27 protein-coding genes are annotated in these 26864 nt (G+C 74.7%); 15 read left to right on the forward strand and 12 right to left on the reverse strand.

Features of this window, described 5'->3' with window-relative positions; all coding sequences use genetic code 11:
* The first annotated feature begins 184 nt into the window (after positions 1 to 184).
* The 4 genes from IH61_RS0116050 to IH61_RS0116065 all read left to right on the forward strand — a co-directional run bounded on the left by IH61_RS0116050 (position 185) and on the right by IH61_RS0116065 (position 3445).
* Positions 185 to 1903 (forward strand): 2-isopropylmalate synthase, encoded by a 1719-nt coding sequence (locus tag IH61_RS0116050; protein ID WP_031070141.1) that lies wholly within the window; start codon positions 185 to 187, stop codon positions 1901 to 1903.
* 7 nt (positions 1904 to 1910) lie between these two features.
* Positions 1911 to 2396, forward strand: a complete 486-nt coding sequence (locus IH61_RS0116055) for a YbaK/EbsC family protein (protein ID WP_031070143.1) — start codon at positions 1911 to 1913, stop codon at positions 2394 to 2396.
* 122 nt (positions 2397 to 2518) lie between these two features.
* On the forward strand, positions 2519 to 2905 hold the full coding sequence (locus IH61_RS0116060; RefSeq protein WP_031070145.1) for a VOC family protein: 387 nt from the start codon (positions 2519 to 2521) through the stop codon (positions 2903 to 2905).
* A 42-nt stretch (positions 2906 to 2947) separates the two neighbouring features.
* Positions 2948 to 3445, forward strand: a complete 498-nt coding sequence (locus IH61_RS0116065; protein WP_031070147.1) for a hypothetical protein — start codon at positions 2948 to 2950, stop codon at positions 3443 to 3445.
* A 185-nt stretch (positions 3446 to 3630) separates the two neighbouring features.
* On the opposite strand, the gene IH61_RS0116070 is transcribed toward IH61_RS0116065, so the two are convergent.
* Entirely contained in the window at positions 3631 to 4266 is a 636-nt protein-coding gene (locus IH61_RS0116070) for an NAD(P)-dependent oxidoreductase (RefSeq protein WP_051837165.1), read from the reverse strand.
* Positions 4267 to 4389: 123 nt separating this feature from the next.
* Here IH61_RS0116070 and IH61_RS0116075 point away from each other — a divergent pair, with 123 nt between their 5' ends.
* The gene (locus tag IH61_RS0116075) at positions 4390 to 5184 is read left to right on the forward strand and encodes an SDR family NAD(P)-dependent oxidoreductase (RefSeq protein WP_031070152.1); all 795 of its coding nucleotides are present in this window, start codon (positions 4390 to 4392) and stop codon (positions 5182 to 5184) included.
* 94 nt (positions 5185 to 5278) lie between these two features.
* A complete protein-coding gene (locus IH61_RS0116080; RefSeq protein ID WP_051837167.1) occupies positions 5279 to 5941 on the forward strand; it encodes a TetR/AcrR family transcriptional regulator in 663 nt (220 codons plus the stop codon).
* A gap of 45 nt (positions 5942 to 5986) precedes the next feature.
* Here IH61_RS0116080 and IH61_RS0116085 read toward each other — a convergent pair whose 3' ends face one another.
* A complete protein-coding gene (locus IH61_RS0116085; RefSeq protein WP_031070155.1) occupies positions 5987 to 6424 on the reverse strand; it encodes a nucleoside deaminase in 438 nt (145 codons plus the stop codon).
* Complete coding sequence (locus tag IH61_RS0116090) at positions 6421 to 7233, reverse strand: LLM class flavin-dependent oxidoreductase (RefSeq protein ID WP_031070157.1); 813 nt, start codon at positions 7231 to 7233, stop codon at positions 6421 to 6423. The genes IH61_RS0116085 and IH61_RS0116090 overlap by 4 nt, the downstream gene beginning before the upstream one ends.
* Positions 7234 to 7327: 94 nt before the next feature.
* On the opposite strand from IH61_RS0116090, the gene IH61_RS0116095 reads away from it, so the two are divergent.
* Positions 7328 to 7813 carry an Lrp/AsnC family transcriptional regulator gene (locus IH61_RS0116095; RefSeq protein ID WP_051837169.1) on the forward strand — a complete coding sequence of 162 codons (486 nt, stop codon included), beginning with the start codon at positions 7328 to 7330 and terminating at the stop codon, positions 7811 to 7813.
* Positions 7814 to 7841: 28 nt separating this feature from the next.
* Here the strand turns inward: IH61_RS0116095 and IH61_RS0116100 are convergent, their stop codons facing one another.
* A complete protein-coding gene (locus IH61_RS0116100; protein WP_051837171.1) occupies positions 7842 to 9002 on the reverse strand; it encodes a serine hydrolase domain-containing protein in 1161 nt (386 codons plus the stop codon).
* A 194-nt stretch (positions 9003 to 9196) separates the two neighbouring features.
* The gene (locus IH61_RS0116105; RefSeq protein WP_031070164.1) at positions 9197 to 10036 is read right to left on the reverse strand and encodes a hypothetical protein; all 840 of its coding nucleotides are present in this window, start codon (positions 10034 to 10036) and stop codon (positions 9197 to 9199) included.
* A 184-nt stretch (positions 10037 to 10220) separates the two neighbouring features.
* Here IH61_RS0116105 and IH61_RS0116110 point away from each other — a divergent pair, with 184 nt between their 5' ends.
* Entirely contained in the window at positions 10221 to 10535 is a 315-nt protein-coding gene (locus IH61_RS0116110) for a hypothetical protein (protein ID WP_031070165.1), read from the forward strand.
* Positions 10536 to 10746: 211 nt separating this feature from the next.
* Here IH61_RS0116110 and IH61_RS0116115 read toward each other — a convergent pair whose 3' ends face one another.
* Positions 10747 to 11649 carry a LysR family transcriptional regulator gene (locus IH61_RS0116115; protein ID WP_031070168.1) on the reverse strand — a complete coding sequence of 301 codons (903 nt, stop codon included), beginning with the start codon at positions 11647 to 11649 and terminating at the stop codon, positions 10747 to 10749.
* Between the two features lie 93 nt (positions 11650 to 11742).
* On the opposite strand from IH61_RS0116115, the gene IH61_RS0116120 reads away from it, so the two are divergent.
* The 4 genes from IH61_RS0116120 (at position 11743) to IH61_RS0116140 (ending at position 15259) form a co-directional block, all read left to right on the forward strand.
* Positions 11743 to 12573 (forward strand): oxidoreductase, encoded by an 831-nt coding sequence (locus IH61_RS0116120; RefSeq protein ID WP_031070170.1) that lies wholly within the window; start codon positions 11743 to 11745, stop codon positions 12571 to 12573.
* 52 nt (positions 12574 to 12625) lie between these two features.
* The gene (locus IH61_RS0116125) at positions 12626 to 13420 is read left to right on the forward strand and encodes an alpha/beta fold hydrolase (protein WP_031070172.1); all 795 of its coding nucleotides are present in this window, start codon (positions 12626 to 12628) and stop codon (positions 13418 to 13420) included.
* 198 nt (positions 13421 to 13618) lie between these two features.
* Positions 13619 to 14827 (forward strand): glycosyltransferase, encoded by a 1209-nt coding sequence (locus tag IH61_RS0116135; RefSeq protein ID WP_031070174.1) that lies wholly within the window; start codon positions 13619 to 13621, stop codon positions 14825 to 14827.
* An 87-nt stretch (positions 14828 to 14914) separates the two neighbouring features.
* Positions 14915 to 15259 (forward strand): hypothetical protein, encoded by a 345-nt coding sequence (locus IH61_RS0116140; protein ID WP_051837173.1) that lies wholly within the window; start codon positions 14915 to 14917, stop codon positions 15257 to 15259.
* 69 nt (positions 15260 to 15328) lie between these two features.
* On the opposite strand, the gene IH61_RS0116145 is transcribed toward IH61_RS0116140, so the two are convergent.
* Positions 15329 to 16225: a hypothetical protein gene (locus IH61_RS0116145; protein WP_031070177.1), complete on the reverse strand. Its 897-nt coding sequence runs from the start codon at positions 16223 to 16225 to the stop codon at positions 15329 to 15331.
* Complete coding sequence (locus tag IH61_RS0116150) at positions 16222 to 16755, reverse strand: SigE family RNA polymerase sigma factor (protein ID WP_031070179.1); 534 nt, start codon at positions 16753 to 16755, stop codon at positions 16222 to 16224. Before IH61_RS0116150 ends, IH61_RS0116145 begins: the two co-directional genes overlap by 4 nt.
* A 300-nt stretch (positions 16756 to 17055) precedes the next feature.
* Between IH61_RS0116150 and IH61_RS0116155 the strand changes: the two genes are divergently transcribed.
* On the forward strand, positions 17056 to 17787 hold the full coding sequence (locus tag IH61_RS0116155; RefSeq protein ID WP_031070181.1) for an alpha/beta hydrolase: 732 nt from the start codon (positions 17056 to 17058) through the stop codon (positions 17785 to 17787).
* A 23-nt stretch (positions 17788 to 17810) separates the two neighbouring features.
* Here IH61_RS0116155 and IH61_RS42905 read toward each other — a convergent pair whose 3' ends face one another.
* From IH61_RS42905 to IH61_RS0116170, 3 genes are all read right to left on the reverse strand, one after another.
* Positions 17811 to 22229, reverse strand: a complete 4419-nt coding sequence (locus IH61_RS42905; RefSeq protein ID WP_051837174.1) for a trypsin-like peptidase domain-containing protein — start codon at positions 22227 to 22229, stop codon at positions 17811 to 17813.
* Between the two features lie 148 nt (positions 22230 to 22377).
* Entirely contained in the window at positions 22378 to 22833 is a 456-nt protein-coding gene (locus tag IH61_RS0116165; RefSeq protein ID WP_234327198.1) for a protein-tyrosine phosphatase family protein, read from the reverse strand.
* 43 nt (positions 22834 to 22876) lie between these two features.
* On the reverse strand, positions 22877 to 24268 hold the full coding sequence (locus IH61_RS0116170; RefSeq protein WP_078911143.1) for a helix-turn-helix transcriptional regulator: 1392 nt from the start codon (positions 24266 to 24268) through the stop codon (positions 22877 to 22879).
* Between the two features lie 157 nt (positions 24269 to 24425).
* Between IH61_RS0116170 and IH61_RS0116175 the strand changes: the two genes are divergently transcribed.
* Together IH61_RS0116175 and IH61_RS0116180 are read left to right on the forward strand one after the other, a co-directional pair.
* Complete coding sequence (locus IH61_RS0116175) at positions 24426 to 25349, forward strand: NADP-dependent oxidoreductase (protein ID WP_031070189.1); 924 nt, start codon at positions 24426 to 24428, stop codon at positions 25347 to 25349.
* 43 nt (positions 25350 to 25392) lie between these two features.
* Entirely contained in the window at positions 25393 to 26178 is a 786-nt protein-coding gene (locus IH61_RS0116180; RefSeq protein ID WP_031070191.1) for a GNAT family N-acetyltransferase, read from the forward strand.
* Positions 26179 to 26413: 235 nt separating this feature from the next.
* Here IH61_RS0116180 and IH61_RS49950 read toward each other — a convergent pair.
* Positions 26414 to 26864 (reverse strand): ATP-binding cassette domain-containing protein (locus IH61_RS49950; RefSeq protein ID WP_037972853.1); only part of this gene is annotated, 451 nt, incomplete at its 5' end.

The following is a 26864-nucleotide window of genomic DNA, read 5'->3' on the forward strand; positions in this document are numbered from 1 at the left end:
CCTGTCAGGTTGTCTGAGGAGTCGTCTGCTGGCTACTCTACCGGCATGCAGGCATGGAACCACGCCCTCCGGGGCGTCATGGGCGGACTCCTTCTCGGCGGCCGCAGCGGGGTCTGACCGGACCGGCACCCCGCTGCGGGGCGCCGTCCTGCCGGTCGCCGGTACCCGTCTAAGGAAACCCGCGATGCGACCCGCCACACCCTTCCCCCCCCTGCGCCCCCCCGCCGGGCCCGTCCCCGCCGCCGCCCCCGCCTGGAACCCCCAGCGCGGCGGCTCCATGCCCTCCCACCGCTACCGCCCCGCCCACGAGCGGGTGCGGGTGCCCGCCCTGCTGCGCCGCTGGCCCGGCCGCCGCACCGACCGGGCGCCGCTGTGGGTGCCCGTCGACCTGCGCGACGGCAACCAGGCGCTCGCCGAACCGATGGACCCGCAGCGCAAGCAGCGCATGTTCGACCTCTTCCTGGCCATGGGCTTCAAGGAGATCGAGGTCGGCTACCCCTCCGCCAGCCGCGCCGACTTCGACTTCGTCCGCCGCCTGGCCACCACCCCCGGCGCCGTGCCCGAGGACGTCACCGTCGTCGTCTTCACCGCCGCCCGCGCCGACCTCATCGACCGCACCTTCGAGTCCGTCCGGGGCCTGCCCCGCGTCGTCGTCCACCTCTACACCGCCACCGCCCCCACCTGGCGCGAGGTCGTCCTCGGCAAGGACCGCGAGGGCGTGCGGGCGCTGATCACCGAGGCCGCCCAGGGGATGGACCGGCTCGCGGGCGACCGCGAGGGCCTGCGCTTCCAGTTCTCCCCCGAGGTGTTCAACCTGACCGAGCCCGACTACGTCCTGGAGGTCTGCAACGGCCTCACCCGGCTCTGGGACGCCTCGCCCGAGCGGCCCGTGATCCACAACCTGCCCGCCACCGTCGAGATCGCCACACCCAACGTCTACGCCGACCAGATCGAGTACGTGGACCGCCACCTCGAGCGCCGCGAGTCCGTCATCCTCTCCGTCCACCCCCACAACGACCGGGGCACCGGCGTCGCCTGCGCCGAACTCGCCGTCCTGGCGGGCGCCCAGCGCGTCGAGGGCTGCCTGTTCGGCAACGGCGAGCGCACCGGCAACGTCGACCTCGTCACCCTCGCCCTGAACCTGCACACCCAGGGCGTCGACCCGATGCTCGACCTCTCCGACATCGACGAGATCCGCCGCACCGTCGAACACTGCAACCGCCTGCCCGTCCACGAACGCCACCCCTACGCGGGGGACCTCGTCCACACCGCCTTCTCCGGCACCCACCAGGACGCCATCCGCAAGGGCTTCGCCCACCACGCCAAGACCGCCGCCGAAGCCGGACTGCCCGAGCGCGAAGCCCCCTGGGCCGTGCCCTACCTGCCGATCGACCCGGCCGACCTCGGCCGCTCCTACGAGGCCGTCATCCGCGTCAACAGCCAGTCCGGCAAGGGCGGCATCGCCCACCTGCTCCAGACCGGCGAGGGCCTCGACCTGCCCCGCCGCCTCCAGATCGACTTCGCCCGCGTCGTGCAGGAGGCCACCGACGACAGCGGGCGCGAGATGACGGCGGCCGAACTGTACGCGCTGTTCCGCGCCGCCTACCTGGACGCCGTCCCCGCCGACTGGACGTGGAGCGTCGACGGCGACCGCGCCGAGGTCAACGGACGCCCCGGCAACGGCACCGGGCCGCTCGACGCCGTCGCCGACGCGCTGGGCGCGCAGATCCTCTCCTTCACCGAACACGCCGTCGGCGCGGGGCCGGAGGCCGTCGCGTACGTGGAGGTGCGGGTCGGGGGCGCGGCCGCCTGGGGCGCCGGGCGGGACACCTCCGTGCTCACGGCGGGGGTACGGGCGGTGCTGGGCGCCGTGGCCCGCGCCTCCGCAACCCGAAAGGCATGATGGGGCGATGACCGACTCCACTCTCCCCGCCCGCAGCCAGGCCGTGGCCCGGGCGCTCGCGGCGGCCGGCGTCACCGGCGAGATCGTCGTCCTGCCCGACTCCGCCCGTACGGCCGCCGAGGCCGCCGCCGCCCTCGGCTGCGAGGTCGGCGCGATCGCCAACAGCCTGGTGTTCCGGTGCGACGGCGCACCCCTGCTGGTGATGACCAGCGGCGCCCACCGCGTCGACACCGCCCACCTGGCCACCGCGCTCGGCACCGGCCCGATCACCCGGGCCGGCGCCGACGAAGTCCGCGCCGCCACCGGCCAGGCCATCGGCGGCGTCGCCCCCACCGGGCACCCGGCACCGCTGCGCACCGTCGTCGACACCGCGCTCGAACGGTACGAGGTCCTCTGGGCCGCCGCCGGCCACCCGCACACCGTGGTGCCGCTGACGTACGGCGAACTGCTGCGCGTCACCGGCGGCACGCCGACGGCCGTCACGGCGGGCTGATCCCGCGAGGCCGCCCGTACGGGGCCGGGGTCGGGGCCGGGGTTGGGGCCGTGCTCGGTTCCCGGCTTCCGGCTTCCGGTTCTCGGATCTCGGTTCCGTACGGGCGGCCTACACTGCCCCGCATGGCATGCCGTATCAGCGAGTTGGTCATCGACGCCGCCGACGCCGAGGGCCTGGCCGTCTTCTGGGCCGCCGTCCTCGGCTACGTCGAGACCGGGCGCGAGGAGGACGGGAGCATCGAACTCGGCCCGCCCGGCGTCGGGTTCGGCGGACCGCTGCCCACCGTCGTCATCAGCCCCAGCTCCGACCCCCGTCGGGTCGGCAAGCTCCGGCTGCACCTGGACGTCAGCCCCACCGACCGGGACCAGGACGCGGAGCTGGCGCGGCTGCTCGCCCTCGGGGCCGTGCCCGTGGACGTCGGACAGAGCGGCGAGGAGTCGTGGCACGTCCTCGCCGACCCGGAGGGGAACGAGTTCTGCCTGCTGAGGGCACGGGTGCGGCCGGTGTGAAACCGCTCGTCGGTGGGGTTCGAGGTACGGCAGGATGACGGGATGGACCCCGTCTACACCCTGGCCTGGCGACACGGAGCCGGCCTCGTGCCGCCCGAAGACCTGCCGATGGCCGCCGCCGACCTGCTCGTCGCCGGTGAGGACTCGCCCGCTCTGCGGGACCTCGCCGGGCGGGCCCGCAGCGAGTCTCCGGCCGAGTTGATCGGACTGCTGAGCGCGGCACTGGCCGAACTCGGCGTCGTCGAACCGGGGTACGGGATCTCCTGGCGCTGCCACGTGTGGGAGGCGGCCGAGTGCGTGGCGACCGGGGGACTGGCGCCGGAGGAACTGGTCGAGAACTTCTGGCACGACGCGGAGGTGGACGCCACCGAGGCGGAGCGGCAGTTCGCGGCGCACTACACGGAGGTGGACTGCACCTCCTGCCTCGCCTGCATGTCGGCGGAACAGGTGACGGCGTGGGCGGAGAGCACGCGGGCGGCGGCCGGTGCGGTGGTCGCGGCGGCAGACGACCCCCGGGTGGCGCCTCCCCGAGGGCTTTGACTACGGATGTAGTGGCACTACTTCCGTAGTGCCACCCCGGGGGTGGCACTGCTGGCGCAGTGTCACTACTCCCGTAGTCCCACTACGTCCGTAGTCCCACTACGTCCGTAGTGCCCGGAGTGGTGGGGGCGGCGGCAACCGTGCTCAGCGCGGGACTTCGGCCAGGGCGCGGAGTTTGCGCTTGATCACCCGTCGGAGAGGTGGACCAGCCTCCCGAACGTCTCCTCGTCGCCCAGGTGGCCGAGGATCCACGCGGCCACCGTGGCGCGGGCGGCGGTGCCCGCGCGGGGGAGCGGGCGGTCGTACGCGACCTGCGGGCGGGCGGACGCGGGCCCGTCCTTGAGCATGGGCACGCGCACGACCGTCCACGGGGTGTCGGACTTCGCGAGCAGGGCCTCCATCCGGGCGAGGTCGTGGTGGATCTCCCGGTACAGCCGGTCGACGACGAGGGTGGTCACCAGCCGCTGGGCGAAGGGCAGTCGGGAGGTGTCCAGTCCGGCCGAGCTCATCGCGACCAGGTGCCGGGCGCCGCCCGAGGCGCAGGCGGCGGTCAGCTCCCGCGCGCCGTCGGAGAAGACGGTGGTCGCTCCGCGCCCGGCCGTGCCGAGCGCGGCGACGACGGCGTCCTGTCCGGCCAGTGCCTCGTGCAGGGAGCCCGGTCGGCCGACGTCGGCGCGGGCGGTGAGCGGGGTGCCGTGGGTGAAGGCCGGGACCTTGGCGGGGTCGCGGGCGACAGCCGTGACGGTGTGTCCGGCGGCGAGGGCGAGGTCGACGACCAGGCGGCCGGTGCGTCCGGTGGCGCCGACGACGGCGATCTTCATCGTGTCCTCCTGCGGTGGTCTGCATGGCTTGTGATTCATTCAGACGCACTGTATGAATGAATCAGTTGCACCACAGGGAACCAGCAGCGGACAGCCAGCGCAAGCCCGAAGGAGCGAACGGACATGGGAATCCAGCACACCGACCTGGCCGGCAAGGTCGTCGTCATCACCGGGGGAAGCCGGGGCATCGGCGCGGAGACCGCACGCGCCTTCGCCCGCCAGGGAGCGATCGTCGCCGTCCTCGGCCGCGACGAGGCGGCGCTCACCGCCGTCGCCGCCGAACTGCACGAACTCGGGGAGCCCCGGAACCCCGGGGGGCCCGGGGTATCGAAGGCCCTCGGCCTGGTCGCCGACTGCACCGACGCGGCGGCGCTCGCCGCCGCCGTCGAGCGGATCGAGGGCGAGCTCGGCCCGGTCGACGTCCTAGCCGCCTTCGCCGGGGGCAACGGCTACCCCGTGCCCACCGTCCGGGAGACGGAGGAGCACTGGCGCTCGGTGGTGGACGGCAACCTCCACGCCACCTTCCTCACCGTCCACGCGTTCCTGCCGGGCCTGCTGGAACGCGGCACCGGCTCGATCGTCACCATGGCCTCGACGGCCGGCCGACTGCCCGGCGGCTCCTCCGCCGCCTACGCGGCCGCCAAGGCGGGGGTGCTGATGTTCACCCGCCACCTGGCCCTGGAGGTCGCCGGACGGGGCGTGCGGGTCAACGCGATCGCGCCCGGCGCCGTCCGTACGGAGATCACCGCCGAGCGGATGCCGCCCGAGGTGCAGGCGGCCGTGGCCGCCGCGCACCCGCTCGGGCGGCTCGGGGAGCCCGAGGACATCGCCGAGGCCACGCTCTTCCTGGCCTCCGACGCGTCCTCCTGGATCACCGGCCAGACCCTGGATGTCAGCGGCGGCCGGGTCATCGTCTGATCGCGCACCATCGGCCGTGACGCGCCTCCATGGCGCGATCGGGGATACTTCCGACGCAGAACGCACACGTGGTGGCAGGGCGGAGGAGGACGGAATGAGCCCCCGGTCGTACCGGATGGGACAGCGGCAGGCCGAGGTCGACGAGACCAGGGCCCGGATCGTCGCGGCCGCGAGGGCCCAGCTCACCGAGAGCGGGGCCCTCTCCCTCGACGCTGTCGCCCGCCGCGCCGACGTCGCCCGCGCGACCGTCTACTACCAGTACAAGTCCAGGGTGGGGCTCCTGGAGGCCCTCTGCGACGCCCTTGCCGCCGAGGGCGGCATGGCCCGCCTCGCCGAGGCGTTCGGGCGCCCCGACCCCTGGACGGCGGTGGACCGTTTCGTCGAGGTGATGGCCGGCTTCTGGTCGGTCGACCCGGCCTGCACCCGCCGGCTGCGCGCCCTCGGCGCCCTCGACGAGGAGGTGGGCCGGGTCATCGCCGAGCGCGACGCCCGCCGCCGCCAGGGCGCCTCCGTCCTCGCCGGCCGACTGCCCGACGCCCCCTCCGATGCCGCCGCACTGCTGTACATCCTGACCTCCTTCGAAACCTTCGACGCCCTCGCGTCCGAAACCCCGTCGGCCGCCCCTGGCGACCCCTCCCGCGAGGCCCCCGAAGCCCTCGAGGCCCGCGAATCCCTCGAGGCCGCCGTCCCGGCCGTCACCCGGCTCGCCCGCGCCGCCCTCGGCGCACCGGGCGCACCGGGCGAACCTGCGGGCTGACGCCCCGCCCTTCCCCTCCGGAGGGCGGGACCACGGCAGAGGACGTCAACTCCCCTGGTAGTACCGCTCAATGGGCACCCGAGCCTCCTCGAACAGCGCGGGCCCTTCCCGCACCACCTCCGGCCAGGCGCCCGACTCCGGGTTCAGAGCGACGAGTTGCTCCGTCGCCAGCGCGTACACCACCCGCCCGATGCCCGAACGCACCAGCGCCCCTTCGCACATGCCGCAGGGCTGGCAGCTGGTGTACATCGTCACGGAGGCGGCCGCGCCCGGGGCGAGGACGCGGGCGGCCCAGCGGGCGAGCTTGAGCTCGGGGTGGGCGGTGATGTCGTCGTCGCGCCGCACGGTGTTGTGGGCCTCGGCGAGGATGGTGCCGTCCGCCGCGGCGAGCAGCGAGCCGTACGGGGCGTCGCCCTCGTCGATGGCGGCGGCCGCGACGGCGACGGCGCGGCGCAGGAGGATCTCGTCGGCGGTGGTGATCACGATGCTGCCTTCCAGTGGGCGGCCACCTCGGCGAGGTCCCGCCAGGGCCGCTCGGGCCGAAGGGTCTCGTCGGGGTCGCCGTGGTACGGGTCGAGGACGACGGTGGAGGCGCCGAGTTCGCGCAGCCGGTGCAGGTCGGTGAGGACCTGCTCGAGGCTGCCGACGCCGGCGGGCCGCTCCGGGTCGTCCACCGGGGCGTCGGTGAGCCGGAACGCGAGGCGCGGCGCGAACCCCGGCAGCTCGTGCTCGGCCAGGATCTCGCGCATCCGCTCCAGCGACAGCCGCAGCGGGTGCCAGGCGTCGCCGAACTGCGCGACCCGCCGCAGGGCCGCCGCACTGTGCCCGCCCACCCAGATCGGGACGTGCGGCAGGCCCGCCTCCTCGGACCACGCGTCCTGGACGGCGGTGAGGTGCTCGTCCGTGATCCGCCCGCGCCGGGCGTACGGCACGCCGAGCGCTTCGAACTCCTGCCGCGCCCAGCCGACGCCCACCCCGAGGACGAGCCGGCCCCCGCTGAGGCGCTGCAGGTTGCCCGCCATCCGTGCGATCAGCAGCGGGTGCCGGTAGGGGACGATCAGGACGGTCGTGCCGAGCCGGATCGTGTCGGTGACGCCGGCCAGCCAGGACAGCGCGGTGAACGGCTCGTAGAACGGCTCCGGGTAGCGCACCGCCACGTCCGGGGTGATCGCGACGTGGTCGGAGAGCATGAGCAGGTCGTAGCCGAGCCCCTCCACCACCCGCGCCCAGTCGCGCAGCAGGCCGGGGTCGGTGCCGGGCCCGAAGTTCGGAACGTTGACGCCAAGGTGCATGCCGAGGAGGCTATCCCCGTGATCATGGCGGATGGAACGGATTCCTCCCGGTGATGGCGGTGTCATGCAGGGGATTCCCCGGTAGATTCGCGCCATGACCGTGAATCCCTCCCAGGCCCCCTCCCAGGCCCCCTCCCCGATCCTCGACGACACCGACTGGGCGATCGTCGAACAGCTCCAGCAGGAGGCCCGGATCTCCCTCAGCGAGCTGGGCCGACGCGTCAGCCTCAGCCCCTCCGCCACCACCGAACGGGTGAGGAACCTGGAGTCCGCCGGGGTCATCACCGGCTACCACGCCACCGTCGACCTCTCGAAGGTCGGCTACCCCGTCCTCGCCGTCATCCGCCTCAAGTACCCCGGCAACCGCCACGACCCGCTGCGCCGCCTGCTCGCCGAACGCCGCGAGATCCTCGAGTGCCTGCGCACCACCGGCGACGACTGCTACACGCTCAAGATCGCCGCCACCTCGATGGAACACCTGGAAACCCTCGTCGACGAACTCGCCGGCTTCGGCAGCACCACCACCAGCGTCGTCTACAGCCGCACCCTCCCCCTGCGCGGCCCGGCCCGGCCTGCTTAGGGCCAGCCCCGGCGTCTGACGACAGGCCCTAGGAGCACAGGCCCGCGGTGAGGACGCGGTTGATCGCGGCGTCGGTCTGCGGGGTGTTGGTGAGGTTGCGGTTGAGGGAGAGGGTGATCTGCCGCTTCCCGTCCGCCGTGGTGAAGCTGAACGTCTCGTAGCCGGGGACGCTGCCGCTGTGGCCCCAGGCGGGGGTGCCGGGGCAGTAGGTGCGGGACTCCAGGCCCAGGCCGTAGGCGCGGCCGTCGGTGTCGATGGTGCGCCCGGCCCGCATCTGGGCGAGCAGGTCGGCGGGCAGGAGGTCGCCGCCGAGGAGGGCGCGGTAGAAGCGGTCGAGGTCGGCGGTGGTGGAGACCATCGTGCCGGAGCCCCAGAGGATGGCGGGATTGAAGACGGTCAGGTCGGTGGGGGCGGCGTTCGGGCCGTCCAGCCACTCGTAGCCGTTCAGGTGGGGGCCGGTGAGCTCGGCGGTGGTGGCGAAGTAGGTGTTCGTCAGGTGCAGCGGGCGCACGATGCGGCGGCTGATCTCCTCGCCGAGCGGGCGGCCGGTCAGGCGCTCGACCATCAGGCCGAGGACGGTGTAGTTGGTGTTGCTGTACGACCAGGAGGTGCCGGGCTCGAACAGCGGGCCGTGCGCGGTGGACATCGCGACCAGCTCGAGCGGGGTGTAGGTGGCGGTCCGCGTGCTGCGGATCGGGTCGGGGCGACGGCGCAGCTCGTCGGTGAAGTCGTACAGGCCGCTGGTGTGGCCGAGCAGTTGGCGCACGGTGATGTGCTCGCCGTTCGGGACCAGGCCCGGCAGCTCGTTCTCGATCGGGTCGTCCAGGCCGAGGCGGCCCTCGTCGACCAGCTGCAGGACGACGGTGGAGACGAAGCTCTTGGTGACGCTGCCCGCCCGGAACCGCTCCCCGGCCTTGGCGGGGCGTCGGTTCGCCAGGTCGGCGACGCCGCTGCCCGTACGGAAGACGCCGTGGGCGTCCCGCACCTCGACGATCGCCCCGGGCACGCCGTCCGCGACCACCTCGTCCAGCGCCTTCTGCAGCGCGGCCCGGTCGGTGACGCCGGTGGAGGCTGCGGAGGAGGCCCCGGTGGAGGCTTCGGCGGCGAACGCCGGCGCGGAGAGCGGGAGCAGGGAGGAGGCGGCGGCGAGCAGGACGGTGGCGAGGCGGGCGGTGCGGCGGCGGTTCACGGCGGCTGGTCTCCTTGGCGGGGCGCTGACTTCAGGCTTCGACTTCAACTTCAGGCTTCAACTTCAGGCTTCGACTTCGGCCTCGGTTTCGGCCTCGGCTTCGACAGGGAAGATCCTGCCGAGCGCCCGCCTGGTCGCGGATCGCCGACGCCGGTGATTCACCGCCTCGCCCGCACGGGGGAGTCCCGCCCCGCTCAGCCCGCCGGGTAGGCCAGCGAGCCGAGCGGCGGGCACGGGATCACCAGCGTGCTCACCCCCGGGCGCTCCACGAACGCCCGTCCCGCGGCGGCCTGTTGGCGGTGGGTCTCGAGTTCGTCGGCGCGCCAGGCGTCCCGGCGGGCGCCCGCGTGGTCCCAGTCGTCGCTGACGAGGCTGAGCGAGACGTTGCCGGAGGCCCGACCGGTCTCGGCCTTGATCGCCGCCCGCTGCAACGCGGTCTGCGCGGCGGAGAGTTCGACCCGGGTGATCAGCACACCGGGGGTGTCGGGCACCCGGGTGGGCAGCGGCGCCTGGGGGAGAGGCGAGATCCCGGTGTCGCGGCGCCCGACGTTGTCGACGGCCGCCCGACTCGCGTCGCGCGACATGAGCAGGAGCTCCCGGTGCGCCCAGGTGACCTCGTCGAGGTCGGCGAGGGTGATGCGAATGCGCTGGTAGCTCGCCCGGAAGCGGGGGTCCTGGTGGAAGGCGCGCATCGGCGGGGAGTGGAGGGCGAGGCAGTCGTTGAACCCGTACGTGACGGCCTGGTCGAGGTGGTACAGCATCGCGTCGGTCTGCTGCGCCTTGAACGCCAGCCCCGAGAGCCCGCTGTGCCCGGCGGCCACCAGCCAGGCCGCGTCCGGCCCGAGGACGGAGGCACGGGCGATCACGTCCCGGAACCCGGCCGCCACGTCCATGCCCTGCGGCGCGCCGAGGACGGACCGCGCGAGGTTGGCGAACGCGCCCTGCCCGGGTATCGCGGCGGCCACCGGGTTGCTCAGGTCCGCGACCAGGATCCCGTGCAGGTGGGAGGCGAGGGAGGTGACGGTGTCGGCCATGGGGCTCCTCGGACGGGCTGACGCGAGCGATCTCGGGCGGGCACGACAGTAGGGCAACTGCCGGGCCGTGTACGGACAGTGGCCGGAATTCGCCTAGGCCGCCCCGCGATCGGTTCGTAGGCTCGCTTACCGTTCGACCAGGAAGCACACGCACCACTCCCGTCACACCTGAAGAGGGAATCCGATGCCCAAGTTGCGCTCCTTCGCCGTCGCCACCGCCGCCGCGGCCACGCTCGTGGTCGGCGGCCTCACCGCCACCCCGGCCTCCGCGGCCACCACCAGCACCCTCTCCTGCGAGACGTGGCAGGACAGCAACACCTTCGGCGCCCGCTGTACGAGCAACGACGGCGCCAGCTGGTACCGGGCCTGGGCCATGTGCCAGAACGGCGTCACCGTCTGGGGACAGTGGCTCGTCCCCGGCGTCAAGGACTGGTGGAGCTACGCCTACTGCACCAGCGTGAACTCCTCCCTCGCCTACGGCGGTTACTCGCAGGGCTGACACCTGCCGGAGGCCGTCACCCGGGTGACGGCCTCCGCGCCGGAGCACCGTCCACCCCTCGGCCCTCGCCGAGGGGTGGAACATGCCCCACCGGCTCAGCCCCTCCGCTCCGGCACGCTGACGGCGCTGACCGAGCCCACCGAACGGGCCCGGTGCAGACGTGACTTCATCGCCGCCGTGCTCAGGCCCAAGGATTCGGCCAGGGGGTCCCTCATTCGCCGACCGTGGCCCCGCACGCCCGCGCGTACGCCCGCACCAGCGGCCGCTCCCCGTCCTCCCGGCGCCAGGCCAGGGCGTAGCGGCTGCGGCCCACGCCCCGGACCGGGCGGGTGACGACCCCGCCCAGGGTGAGCAGCGCCGCGTTGCCCTCCGCCACCAGGCAGACGCCCAGGCCCGCGATCAGCGCCTCGTACGTCTCCTCCGTGCCCGCGATCTCGGCGCCGATGCGCGGCGGGCGGCCGCCCCGGGCCTCCAGGGCCAGCCAGTGGTCGCGCAGCGGGCCCGCGCTCGGGGGCAGGGCGAGGAACGGCTCGTCGAGCAGGTCCGCGAAGTCGATCTCGGCGCGGGCGGCCAGCGGGTGCGCCGTCGGCAGGGCCAGCAGGCGGGGCTCCTCGGCGACCACCGTCCAGCCGTAGCGCTCCTCGTCCGGCAACGGCAGCCAGACGAACGCGACGTCCACCAGGCCCTGCGCCAGACCGGCCGTCGGGTCCTCCCAACTCACCTGCCGCAGCCGGGTGACGGCCTGCGGGTGCTCGGCGCCGAAGCGGGAGCGGACGGCCGGGAGCAGGCCCCCGCGGGCCGGACTGGTGCTCATGCCCACCACCAGCGTGCTGCGCTGCTCCGCCTTGGCCGCCTCCACCGCCGCCGCGCCCTCCTCCCAGGCGGCCAGCACCCGGCCCGCGTGCGGCAGCAGGGCCGCACCGGCGGCCGTCAGCGCCACCGCGTGCCGGTCGCGGCGGAACAGCTCCGCGCCCAACCGCCGCTCCAGCGCCCGGATCTGCTTGCTGAGCGCGGGCTGCGACACGTACAGCCGCTCGGCGGCGCGGGTGAAGTGCAGCTCCTCGGCGACGGCGAGGAAGTAGCGCAGGTCGCGCCCGTGGACGTCCATGGTCATGACCGTTGGCTATCACCACGGGTCTTGGACGGGCAAGGCGATCGGGCGCCAGCATGATCGGCGTCAGGAGATACCACAGCAAAGGGAGTTGCCGTGAACAAGGTGTGGCTGGTCACCGGGGCGAGCAGCGGATTCGGACGGGCGATCGCGGAGGCGGCCGTCGCCGCCGGTGACGTGGTGATCGGCGCGGCCCGCAACCCGCGCTCCCTGGACGACCTGCGGGCCGCCCACCCCGACCAGGTGGAGGCGCTGCGCCTGGACGTCACCGACACCGCCGCGGTCGAGGGCGCCGTCCAGGACGTCCTGGCCCGGCACGGGCGGATCGACGTGCTGGTCAACAACGCGGGCCGCACGCACGTCGGCGCCGTCGAGGAGACCTCGGACGCGGAACTGCGCGCCCTCTTCGAGGTGCACGTCTTCGGCCCGGCGGCCCTCACCCGGGCGGTGCTGCCGCACATGCGGGAGCGGCGCTCGGGCGCGATCGTGCAGATGAGCAGCGTGGGCGGGCAGCTGTCCTTCGCGGGCTTCGGCGCCTACAGCGGAACGAAGTTCGCACTGGAGGGCATCTCCGAGGCGCTCGCCGACGAGGTGCGCGAGTTCGGCATCAAGGTGCTGATCGTGGAGCCGGGCGCCTTCCGGACCTCGCTGTTCGACACCGGCCGCGCCGGGGCCAGCGGGGACAGCGGGCTCTACTCCCGGGTCGCCGAGACCCGCGCCCTCGTCTCCGGCGGGGACGGCTCCCAGCCCGGCGACCCGCGGAAGGCCGCCGCGGTCATCCTGGCCGCGCTGGATGCGGAGCACACCCCGCTGCGGCTGCCGCTCGGCGAGGACGGCGTCAGCGGCGTCCTCGGCCACCTCGACCAGGTCCGCGAGGACGTCCTCGCCTGGGAGAAGCACTCCCGGGCCACGGGCTTCGACGTCTAGGGGTCTGCCTTTCGGCTCCTCGCGGCGCGAACGCGTCTGCCAGGATGGGCGGATGCCTCACTTCACCTCCCACGACGGAACGACGCTGCACTACACGGTGGCGGGCAGCGGCCCGGTGCTGGTCTGCCTGGCCGGCGGGCCCGGCGCGGACGTCCGGGACCTCGCCGAGCTCGGGTGGCTGGCCGACAGCCGTACCCTCGTGACGCTGGACGCCCGGGCCGCCGGGCGTTCCGAAACGCCCGCGGACCGGGCCACTTGCGCCTTCCCCGAGCAGTCCCGCGACCTCGAGGCGCTGAGGCTCCACCTGGGCGCGGAGCGCCTGGACCTGCTCGGGCACTCCGCGGGCTCCCTCACCGTCCAGGCGTACGCCGCCGACCATCCCCAGCGGGTGGGCCGCCTCGTCCTGATCACCCCCGCGGGCCTGGTCGCCCGGGAGATCGACCAGGCCGAGGTGGAGGCGATACGGGCGCGCCGGGACCAGGAGCCGGGCGCCGCCGAGGCGTTGGCGGCCGGGGCCGAGCCCTGGCTCTACGGCCGGTGGACGGAGGCGGCCCGCCGCCACTTCGAGGCCGACGCCGCCTACCCGCAGCCGCCGTCCTGGCTGCGCGAGGCGTTCTACGTCCGCCCCGACCCGGTCCGGGAGAGCGCCCGCCGGGCCGCCCTGCCCCACCCGGTGCTGGTGATCGCCGGCGCCGAGGACGGGGTGGCCGGCACCGGGACGGCCCGCCGCGTCGCCTCGGCCTACCCGGCCGCGCGGCTGGAGGTGCTGCCCGGCTGCGGGCACTGGCCCTGGATCGACGAACCGGCCGCCGTCCGCAAGCTGCTCACCGGCTTCCTGGACGGCTGACGGCGCGGGGCCGGCGCCGGGGGCCGATCGACAGGACGGGCTGCCCGTCCGGCCCGCCCGGGAGAAGGGCGAAGGAGGTGCACCCACTCCTCGCCACTCTCAACGTATAGCGCACGGGGGGTCTTGCCGCAAGGCCCCCCTGAGCGGTCAGAATCTGCAACTCGACGGCAAAACCCGAAGATTGCGGAGACCCACGACATGCAGGTGATCCTTTCCACGTACGGCTCGCGCGGCGACGTCCAGCCCCTGGCCGCGCTCGCGCTGCGGCTGCGGGCCCACGGCGTGCCGGTGACCGTGTGCGCGCCGCCCGACGAGGAGCACGCGCGCTCGCTCGGGGCGCTCGGCGTGGAGACGGTGCCGGTCGGCGAGTCCGTACGGGCCCTGGTGACCGGGCGACTGCCGGTGAAGGGCGACATCCAGACCCGGGCGGCGGTGCTGGCCGCCCGGTTCCGGGAGGCCGTCTCCTCGCTGGCCGGGCCGGGCGACGTGGTGGTCGCCACCGGACTGTTCCCCACCGTGGCCGGCGCGCAGGCGGCGGCCGAGCGGGCGGGCGCCCGCTTCCACCACGCCGCGCTCCAGCCGACCGCGCTGCCCTCCCCCCACCACCGGCCCTTCGAGTACCCGATGCTGCCCTACCCGCCGGAGGTCACCGACGTCCAGCAGCTGTGGGACCTCAACATCGGCACCATGAACACCCTGTTCGGCGAGGCGGTCAACACCGCACGGGCCGCCGCCGGGCTCGCGGCCGTCGACAACGTCCGCGACCACGTGAACGGCGAGAGCCCCTGGCTCGCCACCGACCCCGTCCTCGACCCCTGGCCGCAGGCCCCGGAGCCCGCCGTCCGGCAGACCGGCGCCTGGCTGCTGCCGGACGAACGCCCGCTGCCCGACGGGCTGTCGGCGTTCCTCGACGCGGGCGAGGCACCGGTGTACGTCGGCTACGGCAGCATGCCGCTGCCCGGAGCCCCGGACGCCGCCGAGGTCGCCATCGCCGCCGCACGCGCCCAGGGCCGGCGGATCGTCCTCGCCCGGGGCTGGGCCGGGCTCACCGGCGCGGACGGCGCGGCGGACTGCCACGTCGTCGGCGAGGTCAACCAGCAGGCGCTGTTCCCGCGTTGCGCCGCCCTCGTCCACCACGGCGGCGCCGGCACCACCACCGCCGCCACGATCGCCGGCACACCGCAGGTCGTCGTGCCGCAGATCGTCGACCAGCCGTACTGGGCGCGCCGCGTCGCCGAACTCGGCCTCGGCGCGGCCCACGACGGGCCGACCGCGACCGTCGACTCCCTCGCCGCCGCCCTCGACACGGCCCTCGCCGCACCGGTCCGCGACCGGGCGCGCGAGGTGGCGGCCCTGGTCCGCACGGACGGCGCGGAGGCGGCCGCCCGCCTGGTCCTCGACGCGTAGGGCCGGGGGCCAGGCCCGAAGGAGCAGGTCGGCGACGCAGGGCGAATGTGTTTGGCGCCGGGCCGCCGCGGCCGGGACACTGGAGGGATGAAGACCACACTGCCCGCCGCCACCCCCTCGGACGTCGAACTGGCCGAACTCTGGGAGCAGCACCTGCCGCTGCCGTTCCCCGACGGCCTGCGGCGCGTGGAGATCGACGGCGTGGACCTGGTGTACCTGGACTTCGCGGTCGCGGGCCTGGTCAGGAGCGAACTCAACCGGGGCCTCGACCACCCCGACCTCGCCGCGCTGCGCACCTGCGGGGCCGAACTCGAAACGGTGGTGCCGCAGATCACCGACCCGGAGGGCCGCCCCTACTTCGAGCGGCTGCGCACGATGGCCCGGCTGCTCGCGGCCCGGTACGTGCCCGCGTCGGACGCGGAGCAGGAGTAGGTACGACGGGCAGGGCGCCGGCCCCGCAGGGGGCGGGGGCCGGCGCCCGGTCGGCACGTGGCGCCGCTGTCAGCGGAACAGCGTGGTGCCGTCGTTGGGGACCTTCTTGCCGTCGCGGTCGAAGAACTGCCAGAGCGTCGCCCGCTTGTCCTGGGGCCGGCCCATGGCGATCACCCGGATCGGGGAGTCGCCGACCGTCACCGGCTTCGGCTCGGTCTTCGTACCGTCGGACCAGGTGACGACCACCTTGTCGACGGTCGGCCCGAGGTCGACCATACCGATCTCAGCCGGGAAGAACGGGCCCGGGTCGTCCTTGCTCCAGTGGCCGAGCATGCCGCCGCCGAACGTCGACTGGGCCGCCATCTCCGGCAGGAGGTGCCCGGCCGCGGGGGTGACGCCCTGGCCGTCGTGGCCCTGGCGCACGCCGTCCACCTCGACGTAGTCGTTCGTCACGTCGTTACCGGGCTGCCAGTACTGCTGGACGAACGCCTCGGTCGGCTTGCTCACGTCCGGGGTGTACGCGCTGCGCTCCTGCCAGACCGCCAGCGCCTGCTCGTACGCCCGCTCCTTGGGCGCGAGCGGCCACAGCGCCCGCCACACCTTCCACGACTTGCCGTCCGTGGTGCCCTCCGCGAGCAGCACCCGTTGCGGCTTGAGCGGGTCCTTCGCGGCGGGGGTCGTCGCCGTCGCCGGTGCGGCCGCCGGGCCGAGCGCCGCCGCAGTGCCCGGGCCGCCCGCCGCCGTGGCCACCGGGGCCGGGTGCAGCTGCGTCAGCGCGCCGCCGCCCAGCGCCACCGCCGAGGCCAGCGCCAGCGCGCCGACCACCGTACGGCGGCGGCGCCGGATGCGGCGGCCGCCCGCCATGATGTCCGCCATCGGCACCGGGCCGACCTTCGCCTCGGAGGCCGCCTCCGCCAGGCCCAGACCCAGCCAGATGTCCCTGTCCTGCGCGTCGTTCCCGGTCATACCGCACCTCCGATGTGGGTCGTGTTCTTGAGTTCCACCAGCGTCGTCACCTGGCGGAGTTTGGCGATGCCCTTCGCCGCGTGGCTGCGCACCGCGCCCGCCGAGCAGCCCATCGCCGCCGCGGCCTGGCTGTCGCTCAGGTCCTCCCAGTGCCGCAGCACCACCGCCTGCCGTTGGCGCGGCGGCAGCGTCGCCAGCGCGGTGAGCAGCGCCCCGCGCTGGTCCGAGCGCGCGAAGCCGTCCTCCGCCGACGCCCTGTCCGGCACCGCCGACACCAGCAGCTCCGGCAGCCGGCGCCGGGTGCGGCGCGCGAACTGGTTCACCAGGATGCGCCGCACGTACGCGTGCGGATCGTCCGCCCGCCGCACCCTCGACCAGGCCGCGCACGCCTTCTCGGCAGCGGACTGGACGAGGTCCTCGGCCGCGTACTGTTCACCGGCCAGCAGGTAGGCCGTTCGCAGCAGCCGTGGCCAGCATGCGGTGATGAACGCCTGGAACTCCTCGTCCCGGCCGATCTTCGAATCTCCCATGAGCACCTCCTCGCCCCTATAGAGCCCAGGTGCGCGGGAAAGCGCTTACTCCGAATCCGCCGGGCCCTGCCCAGTGCCACGGCCGGGGGCGCGCCGCGGGATCACCGGGCCGTGCCTTCCGGCCCACGCCGGGCGGGACGGGACGGTGCGGCAGAGCGCCCGCGGCTCCTCGTCCTCCGCGATGCGATGCGCCCGAAGCCGCCCGTCGACGGGGGCCGGGGGCGGTCGCGAGGTGGCAGGGGGTACGGTGCGTGGGCGCTTGTTCGGGTGGGTGGAGGACACGTCGAAGGGGGAGTCATCGTGGAGTTCGGCGAGCGGACGGTCTCGGACGGGGTGGCGGAGGGCCGCTTCACCTGCGGCGACGTGCCCGGAGTCCTGTGGCGGCCCGTCGGCGCGGCGCCGGTGGAGCGGCCGCTGGTGCTGCTGGCGCACGGCGGTGGGCAGCACAAGCTCGGCGCCGGCCTGGTCGCGCGGGCCCGGCGCTTCGTCGCGGCGGGGTTCGCGGCCGTCGCCCTGGACGCGCCCGGGCACGGGGAGCGCCCGCGGACGGCCGCCGACCAGCGGTTCGCGGGCGAGGTCGGGGAGTTGCTGCTGGCGGGCCGCCCGGTCAGCGCCTGGGTGGTGCGGCACAGCGCCGGGCTCGCGGAGCGGGCCGCCTCCGAGTGGGCGGCCGTGCTGGACGCGGCGGCGCAGGAGGGCGAGGGCCTCGGCCCCGTCGGCTACTGGGGACTGTCGCTGGCCTCCGGCGCCGGCATCACGCTCGCGGCGGCCGAACCCCGGCTCACCGCGGCCGTGTTCGGACTGACGGGCGGCGCTTCCCTGACCGAGGCGGCGGGCCGGGTCACGGTGCCGGTGGAGTTCCTGGTCCAGTGGGACGACGCCTTCGTCCCCCGCGCCACCGCCCTCGACCTCTACGGCGCGTTCGCCTCCCCGGTGAAGACCCTGCACGCCAACCCGGGCGGCCACGATGACGTCCCGGACGCCCAACTCGCTGCCTGCGAAGCCGTCCTGACGCGGCGTCTGATCCGGTGAGGCGACGCTTCGCCGTCCCCTCGTTACGGGCAGGGGCGGTGGTACGGGATGCCGGGGGCGTACTGCTGCCACTGCTCCTCGGTGACGCTGCTGCCGGTGTAGGTGCAGAGGCGGTCGGCGAGCTTGGCGGGGTCGGTCTCGTAGAAGCGGGCGGAGCCTGAGATCAGGACGAGGAGCCGGTCGCCGGAGTGGGCGAACGCGGCGACCGGTGAGCCGGTCTCGCCCTCGCTCAGCGGCGCGAGTGTTCCGACGGGCGCGGGAGGGCCGGAGCCGGTCACGTCCCACAGCTGGATGTCCTGGGTGCGGAAGTCCTGCCGCCAGTCGGCGAGCATCGTCTCGGCGCTGTTGAAGATGGCCTTGTCGACGCCCGGCTTGGTGAGTGCGGCTCCCCGGGGGCGCGGATGGGCGCGGTCCGTGAGGTCCCAGAGCGTGATGCCGCCGTCGTCGGGGCCGGTGGCGGCGAGCAGGCGTCCCGCGTCGCCGGACTCGATGGTGCTTCCCACCCGTCCGGGCAGTTGGGCCGAACTGCGCACCCGGCCTCCGTCGGCGGAGTGCACCGTGAGCCGCCCGCCGTCCAGCTCGCCCATGGTCGAGGTCACGACCCCCGAGTTGGAGACGGTGAACCCTCGCGGTTTCCCTTCGCCCAGCGCGGAGGCGCCGGTCCGCACCGGCTGCGACGGATCGGTGATGTCCCACCAGACGAGGGAGGTCGACTCGATGACCACGACCGTCCGGGAGTCGACGACGGCGGTCGTGTCGTGGGCCGGATCGGCGAGCGGGAGCGAGCCCAGTTCACGGGTCGTGGCCGAGTCCGAGACCGAGAGCACGTGCAAGCGCCCTCCGTACTGGACCCCCAGCAGCGGCTTCCCGGGATCCCTCTCCGAGATGCTGACCCCGGCGGAGATGATGGAGTCGCCGATATCCGTGTGATAGGTGGGGAACTGGGCCCTGCCCGGTGAGGTGGACGTCGGATGCTCCGGGTCGCGCAGGTCCCAGAGCGTGACCGTGCCGTCGTGGGCGACGGTCAGCAGGACGGTCGCGGTGACGAAGGCGACGTACTGCGGGGATTCCGTGAGGTCGAGCGTCGCGACCGGCCCCCTGGAGTCGGGCCGGTCGAGGGCCCAGACGCCGAGCGTCTTGCCGGGGTCCACCGACGACGGGGGCGGCGCCGTCGACGCGACCAGCAGCCGGTCGTCCCGGCTCAGGGCCCAGCCCCCGGACGGGTAGTTGTCCAACGGGCCGAAGCGGCGCAGCGGCTGGCGCCAGAGCCTGACCCCGCCGTCCGAGTCACCGCTCACGATCGCGCCGGAGGCCGTGTACGCCAGCGTGCTGGTGTCGAAGGAGGCGTGGGTGCACCTGCGGGACAGCGGCTGCGTCGCGTTCCAGTTCGGCTGCACGACGCTCGCCAGGCACAGCGCGCCCTTCGGCCTGCTGCTGTCGATCCCGCCGATCGCCAACTCCCGGCCGTCGGGGCTGAAGGAGACGGCGAGCGGATTGGTGAGGTCGACCCACGGCTGGCCGACCTCGACGGACGCGGGCGCGCCGGGGTCGCTCAGCCGCCACAGCTTCACCACGCCGGAACCGGCGGTGGCGAGCATGCCGCCGTCGGGGCTGAAGGCCGCCGCGTCGAAACCGTCCGGGATCTCGAGCGTCCGCTTCGGCGGGGTGGCGGAGATGTCCCAGACGGTCGTCGAGCCGCCGAAGGCCGTCTGGGCGAGCCGGCGGCCGTCCGGGGTGAGCACCACTCCGGCCAGGGCGGCCCTCTCCTTGCCCGGGTTGGCCAGGACCGTGACCAGCCGCGGGTGCGACTGGTCGGCCACCGACCACAGCGTGGTGTAACCGGCCTGGTCGGTGGCGGCCAGGAGGCGGCCGTCCGCGTCGGTGGCCAGCGCGGTGGTGGACATGTCGCCGGTGGGGGCCCGGTCGGGGTTGGGCAGCGGGGCCGTGATGACGGGCTTGCGGGGATCGGCCAGGTCCCACAGGCACAGGCCGTGCCCCTTCGCGCACCGGGCGGCCAGCAGCGGGCGGTGCGGGAGGAAGGCGATCGCGGAGGGCCGGTCCAGCTGGAGGGTCGCGTCGAGGACCGGGTCGGTGGGGTTGCCGAGGTCCCAGAGGCGCAGCGCCCCGGTCGCGTCGGTGGCCGCCGCGAGCGGCCCGTCCTGCTGCGCCGCGACGCGCTTGATCACGTGCCCGGTGTTCGCGATCACCCGGTCCAGGGGCGTCTGGAGCGTGGCGTACAGCTGGCTCGCGGCCTCCTTCGTCGGTGACAACCGGTACGCCGCGACGGCCAGTTGCGCCGCCACCCCCGGGTCGCTGTGCACCAGCGCCGCCGCGTCGTTGGCGAGACTCGCGGAGTGCACGACGGCCGTGCGCCGCGCCGCCTCGTCCCGCAGCTGCCAGGACACGACGCTGACCGCCCCCGCCACCAGCGTCAGCACGCACAGCACCGCCGCCACCGCCGTACGGCGCCTGCGGCGCGACCGGCGGTGGCGCATTCCCCGCCGCAGGAAGTCCCGCTCCTCCGGCGTCAGATACCCCTTGCGCTCCTCGTCCCAGCGCTGCGAGGCGGCCAGGGTGACGTCGGTGGGCAGGAGTTCGGGAGGCTTGTCCGCCGCCTTCCACCGGTCGCGGTCGTGCCGCAGCGACTCCCGCCAGTCCAGGAACGCGCGGTCCTCCGCCACCCACTGGGCCAGCCGGGGCCAGTGGGTGATCAGGGCGTCGTGGGCGAGTTCGACGGTCTCCGTGCCCTCGGCGAGGCTGCCGGTGACCAACAGCCGGGTGGTGGCGAGCTGTTGGGCGATCCGCCACTCCTCCTCGCCCAGGTCCGTGCGCGGGACGGTGCGCCGGGTGGCGCCGGCGGAGCCGAGGGGCACGCGGACGAGCTGGGTGAACAGCCGGCGGGCCGCGTCGTGGTCGGCGGGGCGGACGTTCTCCTGCCACGCCCGCTCGGCGTAGGCACTCAACGCCCCGCCGACGCCGCCGAGTTCCTCGTACGCCTCCAGGCTCATCACGCCGCCGCGCTGGCCCTGCCACAGCTGTTCCAGGGTGAAGCCGAGCAGCGGCAGCGCGCCCGCCTCGGCGGTGGCGTCGTCGAGGATGCTCTCGACGAGGTGAGGCTGGTAGGCGACGGAGCCGACGGCGGCGACCGGCGCGGTGACGACCTCGCGCAGCTGCTCCCGGCTCATCGGGCCCAGGAGGAGGCTCTCGTGGTCCTCTTCGCCGCTCCCGGGGTCGGGGTGGAAGAGCTGCCCGAGGCGGCGGTGCTGGAGGAAGGACTCCAGGAAGTCGGCCCGCAGAGTGGTCAGCACCCGCACCGAATGGGGGAGTTCGGCGCCGAACAGCACCCCGGCCAGCTCGTCCACGGCCTCCTCGCCGCGCGCGAACAGCTCCTCGAACTGGTCGACCACCACGAGCAGTCCGCGCCGCCGCCCGTGCAATTGCGCCAACTGGCCCATCACCTCGGCGAGTCCGCCCGGCGTGGCCAGGAAGGCGGTGAACGGGCCGAGCCGCTCGAGCCGCCGGGTCGGCGGGAGTTCGGGCTCCAGCAGCGGCAGCAGCGCCCCGGCGAGCGCGGACAGCGGGCTGCTGCCGCCGCCCGGGCGCAGCACCACGGCCAGGCCGTCGGCGCGGCGCCAGCGCGGGACGACCCCGGCCAGGGCGAGGGAGGACTTTCCGGAGCCGGAGGCGCCGACCACCGTCACCCACCGGGAGCGGCGCAGCGACCGGACGAGCTTCTCGGACTCCTCGTCGCGGCCGAAGAACAGGTCGGCGTCGTCCTCCTGGAAGGCGCGCAGGCTGCGGAAGGGCGAGGGCGGCAGGGCGAGCTCGCGCAGGTCCGGCCAGGCGCGCAGGAGTTCGGCGGTCGGGATGAGGAAGCTCGCGGCCGTGGCGCCGGATTCGGCGGCGGCCATCATGCCGACGACGCCGACCAGCCGCTCGTCCCAGACCGGGCCGCCGCTGAACCCGGGGGCGACCTGGTAGCCGCCGCCGCGGTCGATGTCCAGCTGCACCAGCCCGTCCGCCTGGCGGCCCCGCAGCCTCCCGGCGTGCCACACCCCGCTCCCGTGGTGGGCGGGGAAGCCGAAGGCGCGGGCCTCGTGGTCCCAGACGTCGGAGGCTTCCACCAGCCGTACGGGCCGTGCGCCCGCCGGGGGTTGGGCCAGGCGCAGCAGGGCCGCGTCCCGCTCCGGCGCCCACCGCTCGACGGTGGCGGTGTGCGCGGAGCCGTCCGGCAGCAGCGGCAGGTCGAGGCTGAGGCGCGCGTCCGGGCCGGGCGCCTCGCCGGGGGCGAGCGCGAGGGCGGTGGTGACCACGTGGGCGCAGGTCAGCGCCAACTCCCCGGTGACCAGGAACCCGACGCCCACCGGGTATCCGGCCCGGCCGCGTACCCGCAGGATCGCCGCGTCGAGCGCCCGGGGGCCGACCTCTCCCGACGGCGTCACGCCACCACCCCTCCGCAGCGCCTCGATCGGCCGCGAACCGGCCCATCGGTCAAGCGTCACGGGGGAGTTCGGGGCATGTCAATGACAACTGGCCGACGGCCAGGTGAACTTGGAATCGGCGGTGGTGGCGAGGGGGCGCACACGGCGCTCAGCGGTAGCGCGCCACGAATCTGCGCTGCCACGGAGTCTCGACGGCGTGCGCCTGGTAGTGCGCCCGTACGTACGCCACCGCCTCGCCGGGCGGCACGCCGTCGAGGATCGCGAGGCAGGCGAGCGCCGTCCCCGTCCGTCCCTTCCCTCCGGCGCAGGCCACCTCGACCCGCTCCACGGCGCAGCGCTCCCACGCCTGCCGGAACGCCTCGGCGGCATCCGCCCGGTCGGTCGGCAGCCGGAAGTCCGGCCAGCGCACCCAGCGCCTCGGCCACGGCATCGGCCCCGGGTCGCGCCCCAGCAGGTAGAACCCGAAGGCCGGTTGGGGCCCCTGCGGCAGCGGGCGCCGCAGCCCGCGCCCGCGCACCAGCCGCCCCGACGGCAGCCGCAGCACCCCGGGGGCGGACGGGTCCCAGGTGGTCGCCGGCTCGGCGGGCCCGCTCACGGCACTCACTCTCCTGCTCCTGTTCCTGCTCCTGTTCCTGCTCCTGCTACTCCTACGAGGCCACGTGCAGCGGCGCGACGTTCGCCGGAAGGCCCGCGCGGTGGGCCAGCGCGGCGGCCTCGCCCCGGGTGGAGACGCCCAACTTGCCCAGGATGTTGGCCACATGGAACTTCACCGTCGACTCGCTGATGTGCAGCGCCTCGGCGATGTCCCGGTTGCGCCGCCCCCGGGCCAGCTCCTGCAGGACCTCCCGCTCGCGGGGGTGCAGGCCCTCCAACGGGTCGGCGGCGGGCGCCGGTTCGGGCAGGGAGAGGGGCAGGTCGACGGTGACGGTGCTGCCCCAGCCCGGCACGGCCTCGACGGCGCAGCGGCCGCCCAGGACCGTGATCCGGTCGGCCGTGCGGTGGACGTCGAGGGCGTCGGCGGGCAGCAGCCCCGGCCCGTCGTCGCGGACCACCGCGCGCAGGGCGTCGCCGACGAACCGCCAGCCCACGTGCACCCGGGTCAGCTCCTCCTGCTCGAGCATCACCAGCACCGCCGCCCGCACGGCCTCCCGGGCGGTGTGGGCGACCTCGGCGGGCACGGAACGGCCCGTCTCCGCCGCCGGCGCCACGTCGAGGCGGACCCGGGTGTGGCGCAGCAGCGGGCGCAGCTCCTCGGTGAGGCGGGCGAACGCGGCGTCGGCCGGCTCCTCGCTGAGGGAACGGTCCAACTCGGCGGTGCGGCGCAGGTCCAGCAGGGCGGTGACGGCGAGATCGGTGGCGGCGCGGCGGGCGGCGGCGTCGTCGAGGCCCGCCGAGCGCAGCGGGGCGAGGATCGCCGTGAGCGCGGCGCTGTGGGCGCCGGTGAGCTCGGCGATCGCCCGGGCCCGGGCGGTGGCGGCCGCGCGGGACTTCGCCGACTGGTCGGGCGTGGCATCGGTGGCGCGGTGGTCGAAATGGGCGACGAGCACCGCCCACAGGCGCTGCAGCAGCGCGAGCGCCTCGGGCGGCACCGGCCGGGCGTCGGCCAGCACCAGCACCAGCAGCGCGCCCGCGCCGCTGCTCGGAGTGGCGGCGACCACCAGCACCGGCCGGAGCCGGCCGACCAGCAGGGCCTCGCCCTGCCAGGGCCGCCCGGCGGCGGTCTCCTCGGCGGCGAGCTCGCCCAACCCGGCCAGCTCCAGGCCGCTGACGGCGTCGGTCAGCGCGGAGGGGCCGTGGGCCGCCGTGGGGGAGTAGCTGCAGACATGGCTCACCTGAGCGAGCGCCACATGCGGGACGAGGGTGCCGAGTACGTCGGACAGCCGGGGCAGCAGGCCCGGCCGGGGCGTGTTCAGCACGTCCAGCGCCCGGTCCAGCACGTCCTCGGGCCGGCCCCAGTACCTGCGCCGGGCCTCGCCGAGGGTGTCGTCGATGGTCTCGCCGAGGGTCTCGCCCTGGGGCTGCTGCCGGGTCACGTCCATGGCGTCGAGCCTATCCCGCACGCCCGGCCACCCGCCTGGCCGTTCGGAGGGGCGCAACCGTCCGAAAGGCGGGCCGGTTCCCGTGCCCCGGCGGACCAGGATGGAACACGACGAAGACAGCGACTTCCCCAACTTCCTTACGAACCGAGGAGTTCCCATGACCAAGGCGATCGCCTTCCCCGAGTACGGCGGCCCGGACGTGCTGCGCCCCGTCGACCTCGACCTGCCCGCCCCCGGCCCCGGCCAGGTCCGGGTGGAGGTCCGCGCCGTGGGCGTGAACCCGCTGGACCACAAGCTGCGCAGCGGCGAGCTGGACGGCTTCTTCCCGGTCACCTTCCCCGCCGTGCCCGGCTACGAGCTGTCCGGCGTGGTCGCCGAGGTCGGCGAGGGTGTGACGGAGTTCGCCCCCGGCGACGAGGTGTTCGGCGCGCTGATGGGCGGCGGCTACGCCCAGCACGCGCTGGTCGAGGCTTCCTGGCTGGCCCCCAAGCCCGCCACGCTGAGCTGGGAGGAGGCCGCGGGCATCCCGGTGGCGGGCGAGACCGCCGAGCGCGTCCTCGGCATCCTCGGCGCCAAGGCCGGTGAGACGCTGCTGGTGCACGGCGCGTCCGGCGGCGTCGGCACGCTGCTGCTGCAGTTCGCCCGGGCGCGCGGGATCACCGTCGTCGGCACGGCGAGCGAGGCCAACCACGCCTACCTGCGCGAACTGGGCGCGATCCCGGTGACGTACGGGGAGGGCCTGGCGGAGCGGGTGCGGGCGGCGGCCCCGGGCGGGCGGGTCGACCGCGCGCTGGACGCGTCCGGCCGGGGCGGGGAGCTGGCCCTGTCCGTCGAGCTGACGGGCGACGCGCAGCGGGTCCTCAGCATCGCCAACCCGGCGGCGCCCGCCGAGGGCGTGCGCTTCACCGGCGCGGAGGACGAGCCGCAGCACCGCCGGGCGTACGCCGCCGCGCTGGCGCTGCACGAGGCGGGGACGCTGCGGCTGCCGCTGCACCGGGTGCTGCCGCTGGCCGAGGCCGCCGAGGCGCACCGGATCAGCGAGGAGGGACACGTGCGCGGCAAGATCGTCCTCACCGTCTGAAATACGATGGCCCGCGCTGCGGCACCCGTGTTGAACTGGGCGGATGGATCACGACACCGTACTCGCCCTCTTCGACCGCCGCCTCCGACTGGAGGCCCGGCCCGACAGCGACAGCACCCGCATCGAGCGGGACGGCGCCGTCATCCGGCAGGTCGGCGCCCCGCACGACTGGAACGGCGTCCTCTGGTCGGACCTCGACGAGGCGGGCGCGGACGCCGCGATCGCGGCGCAGATCGGCCACTTCACCGCCCTGGGGCTCGACTTCGAGTGGAAGACCTACGCCCACGACCGGCCCGCCGACCTGGGAGAACGGCTGCTCGCCGCCGGGTTCACGGCCGAGGACGAGGAGGCGGTGATGGTGGCCGACGTCCACGAACTGCCCACCGACGCCGTCCTGCCCGAGGGCGTCCGGCTGCGGCCGGTGACGGACGAGGCCGGGCTCGACCTGCTGATCGAGGCCGCCGAGTCGGCATTCGGCACGCCCAAGCCCGCGCTGCGGCAGCGGCTGCTGGACCAGCTGGAGCAGAACTCCGAGACCGTCAGCATGGTCGTCGCGATGGCGGGCGACCGGCCGGTGTGCTCGGCCCGGATGGAGTTCGTCCCGGGCACCGAGTTCGCCGGGCTCTGGGGCGGCGGCACGGTGCCCGAGTGGCGCGGGCGGGGGATCTACCGCGCCCTGGTCGCCCACCGGGCGCGGCAGGCGGCCGAACTGGGCTACCGCTACCTCCAGGTGGACGCGAGCGACCAGAGCCGGCCGATCCTCCAGCGCCTCGGCTTCGCGCGGCTGACGTCGACGACGCCGTACCTGTGGGGTGCCGCCTCCGCCTGACGGGCGTGCCGCCTGTGCTGCCTGTGCTGCCTGTGGTGCCTGTGTGCTCTGTTCGCCTGTGTGCCCCCTGCCGATCGGCAGGGGGCACAGGCGTTTTCGCTGCTCAGGATGGGCCGAACGGGACATGTGCGAAGGGGCGTTCGGGGTTCATTGTGGGGGCACCTCAGAAGGGAGCCCACCGTGTACCTCCACCCCGCAACCGCGCCGCTACGGCCGACGCCAGGAGCGCAGTCCTTCACCCGTCCGACCTCGGCACCAGCTGCCCTCCCGCGGCCAACTCCCCGGGCTCCCCGCGGAACACCACCTCACCCCGGTGCAGCCCGTAGACCACCGCCGCGCCCCCCAGCGTGCGCGGTACGGCCTGCGAGGCCAGCACCACCGTCCGCCCGGCCGCCGCCCGCGCCAGCAGATACCCGTGCAGCCTCGCCGCGACGGCCGGCGCCAGGCCGCGCTCCGGCTCGTCCAGTAGCAGAAGCCGCGGCCGCGCCGCCAACGCCCGCCCCACCGCCACCAGTTGCTGCTGCCCGCCCGACAACTCCCCGGCCCTGCGGCCCCACAACGGCACCAGCTCCGGAAACAACTCCAGGACCTCCCCCCGACCGTCCCCGTCCCCGGCCAACCCCAGGTTCTCCGCCACCGTCAGCGCCCCGAACACCCCGCCCTCCGCCGGCACCAACCCCATCCCC

This window comes from Streptomyces sp. NRRL WC-3742 (assembly GCF_000720635.1).
Classification (GTDB): domain Bacteria; phylum Actinomycetota; class Actinomycetes; order Streptomycetales; family Streptomycetaceae; genus Kitasatospora.

Excerpts from the sequence above, each read along its gene's own strand:
- IH61_RS0116050 (WP_031070141.1), top strand. The coding sequence starts at position 185 with ATGCGACCCGCCACACCCTTCCCCCCCCTGCGCCCCCCCGCCGGGCCC.
- IH61_RS0116055 (WP_031070143.1), top strand. The coding sequence starts at position 1,911 with ATGACCGACTCCACTCTCCCCGCCCGCAGCCAGGCCGTGGCCCGGGCG.
- IH61_RS0116060 (WP_031070145.1), top strand. The coding sequence starts at position 2,519 with ATGGCATGCCGTATCAGCGAGTTGGTCATCGACGCCGCCGACGCCGAG.
- IH61_RS0116065 (WP_031070147.1), top strand. The coding sequence starts at position 2,948 with ATGGACCCCGTCTACACCCTGGCCTGGCGACACGGAGCCGGCCTCGTG.
- IH61_RS0116070 (WP_051837165.1), bottom strand. The coding sequence starts at position 4,266 with ATGAAGATCGCCGTCGTCGGCGCCACCGGACGCACCGGCCGCCTGGTC.
- IH61_RS0116075 (WP_031070152.1), top strand. The coding sequence starts at position 4,390 with ATGGGAATCCAGCACACCGACCTGGCCGGCAAGGTCGTCGTCATCACC.
- IH61_RS0116080 (WP_051837167.1), top strand. The coding sequence starts at position 5,279 with ATGAGCCCCCGGTCGTACCGGATGGGACAGCGGCAGGCCGAGGTCGAC.
- IH61_RS0116090 (WP_031070157.1), bottom strand. The coding sequence starts at position 7,233 with ATGCACCTTGGCGTCAACGTTCCGAACTTCGGGCCCGGCACCGACCCC.
- IH61_RS0116095 (WP_051837169.1), top strand. The coding sequence starts at position 7,328 with ATGACCGTGAATCCCTCCCAGGCCCCCTCCCAGGCCCCCTCCCCGATC.
- IH61_RS0116105 (WP_031070164.1), bottom strand. The coding sequence starts at position 10,036 with ATGGCCGACACCGTCACCTCCCTCGCCTCCCACCTGCACGGGATCCTG.
- IH61_RS0116110 (WP_031070165.1), top strand. The coding sequence starts at position 10,221 with ATGCCCAAGTTGCGCTCCTTCGCCGTCGCCACCGCCGCCGCGGCCACG.
- IH61_RS0116115 (WP_031070168.1), bottom strand. The coding sequence starts at position 11,649 with ATGACCATGGACGTCCACGGGCGCGACCTGCGCTACTTCCTCGCCGTC.
- IH61_RS0116125 (WP_031070172.1), top strand. The coding sequence starts at position 12,626 with ATGCCTCACTTCACCTCCCACGACGGAACGACGCTGCACTACACGGTG.
- IH61_RS0116135 (WP_031070174.1), top strand. The coding sequence starts at position 13,619 with ATGCAGGTGATCCTTTCCACGTACGGCTCGCGCGGCGACGTCCAGCCC.
- IH61_RS0116140 (WP_051837173.1), top strand. The coding sequence starts at position 14,915 with ATGAAGACCACACTGCCCGCCGCCACCCCCTCGGACGTCGAACTGGCC.
- IH61_RS0116145 (WP_031070177.1), bottom strand. The coding sequence starts at position 16,225 with ATGACCGGGAACGACGCGCAGGACAGGGACATCTGGCTGGGTCTGGGC.
- IH61_RS0116150 (WP_031070179.1), bottom strand. The coding sequence starts at position 16,755 with ATGGGAGATTCGAAGATCGGCCGGGACGAGGAGTTCCAGGCGTTCATC.
- IH61_RS0116170 (WP_078911143.1), bottom strand. The coding sequence starts at position 24,268 with ATGGACGTGACCCGGCAGCAGCCCCAGGGCGAGACCCTCGGCGAGACC.
- IH61_RS0116175 (WP_031070189.1), top strand. The coding sequence starts at position 24,426 with ATGACCAAGGCGATCGCCTTCCCCGAGTACGGCGGCCCGGACGTGCTG.
- IH61_RS0116180 (WP_031070191.1), top strand. The coding sequence starts at position 25,393 with ATGGATCACGACACCGTACTCGCCCTCTTCGACCGCCGCCTCCGACTG.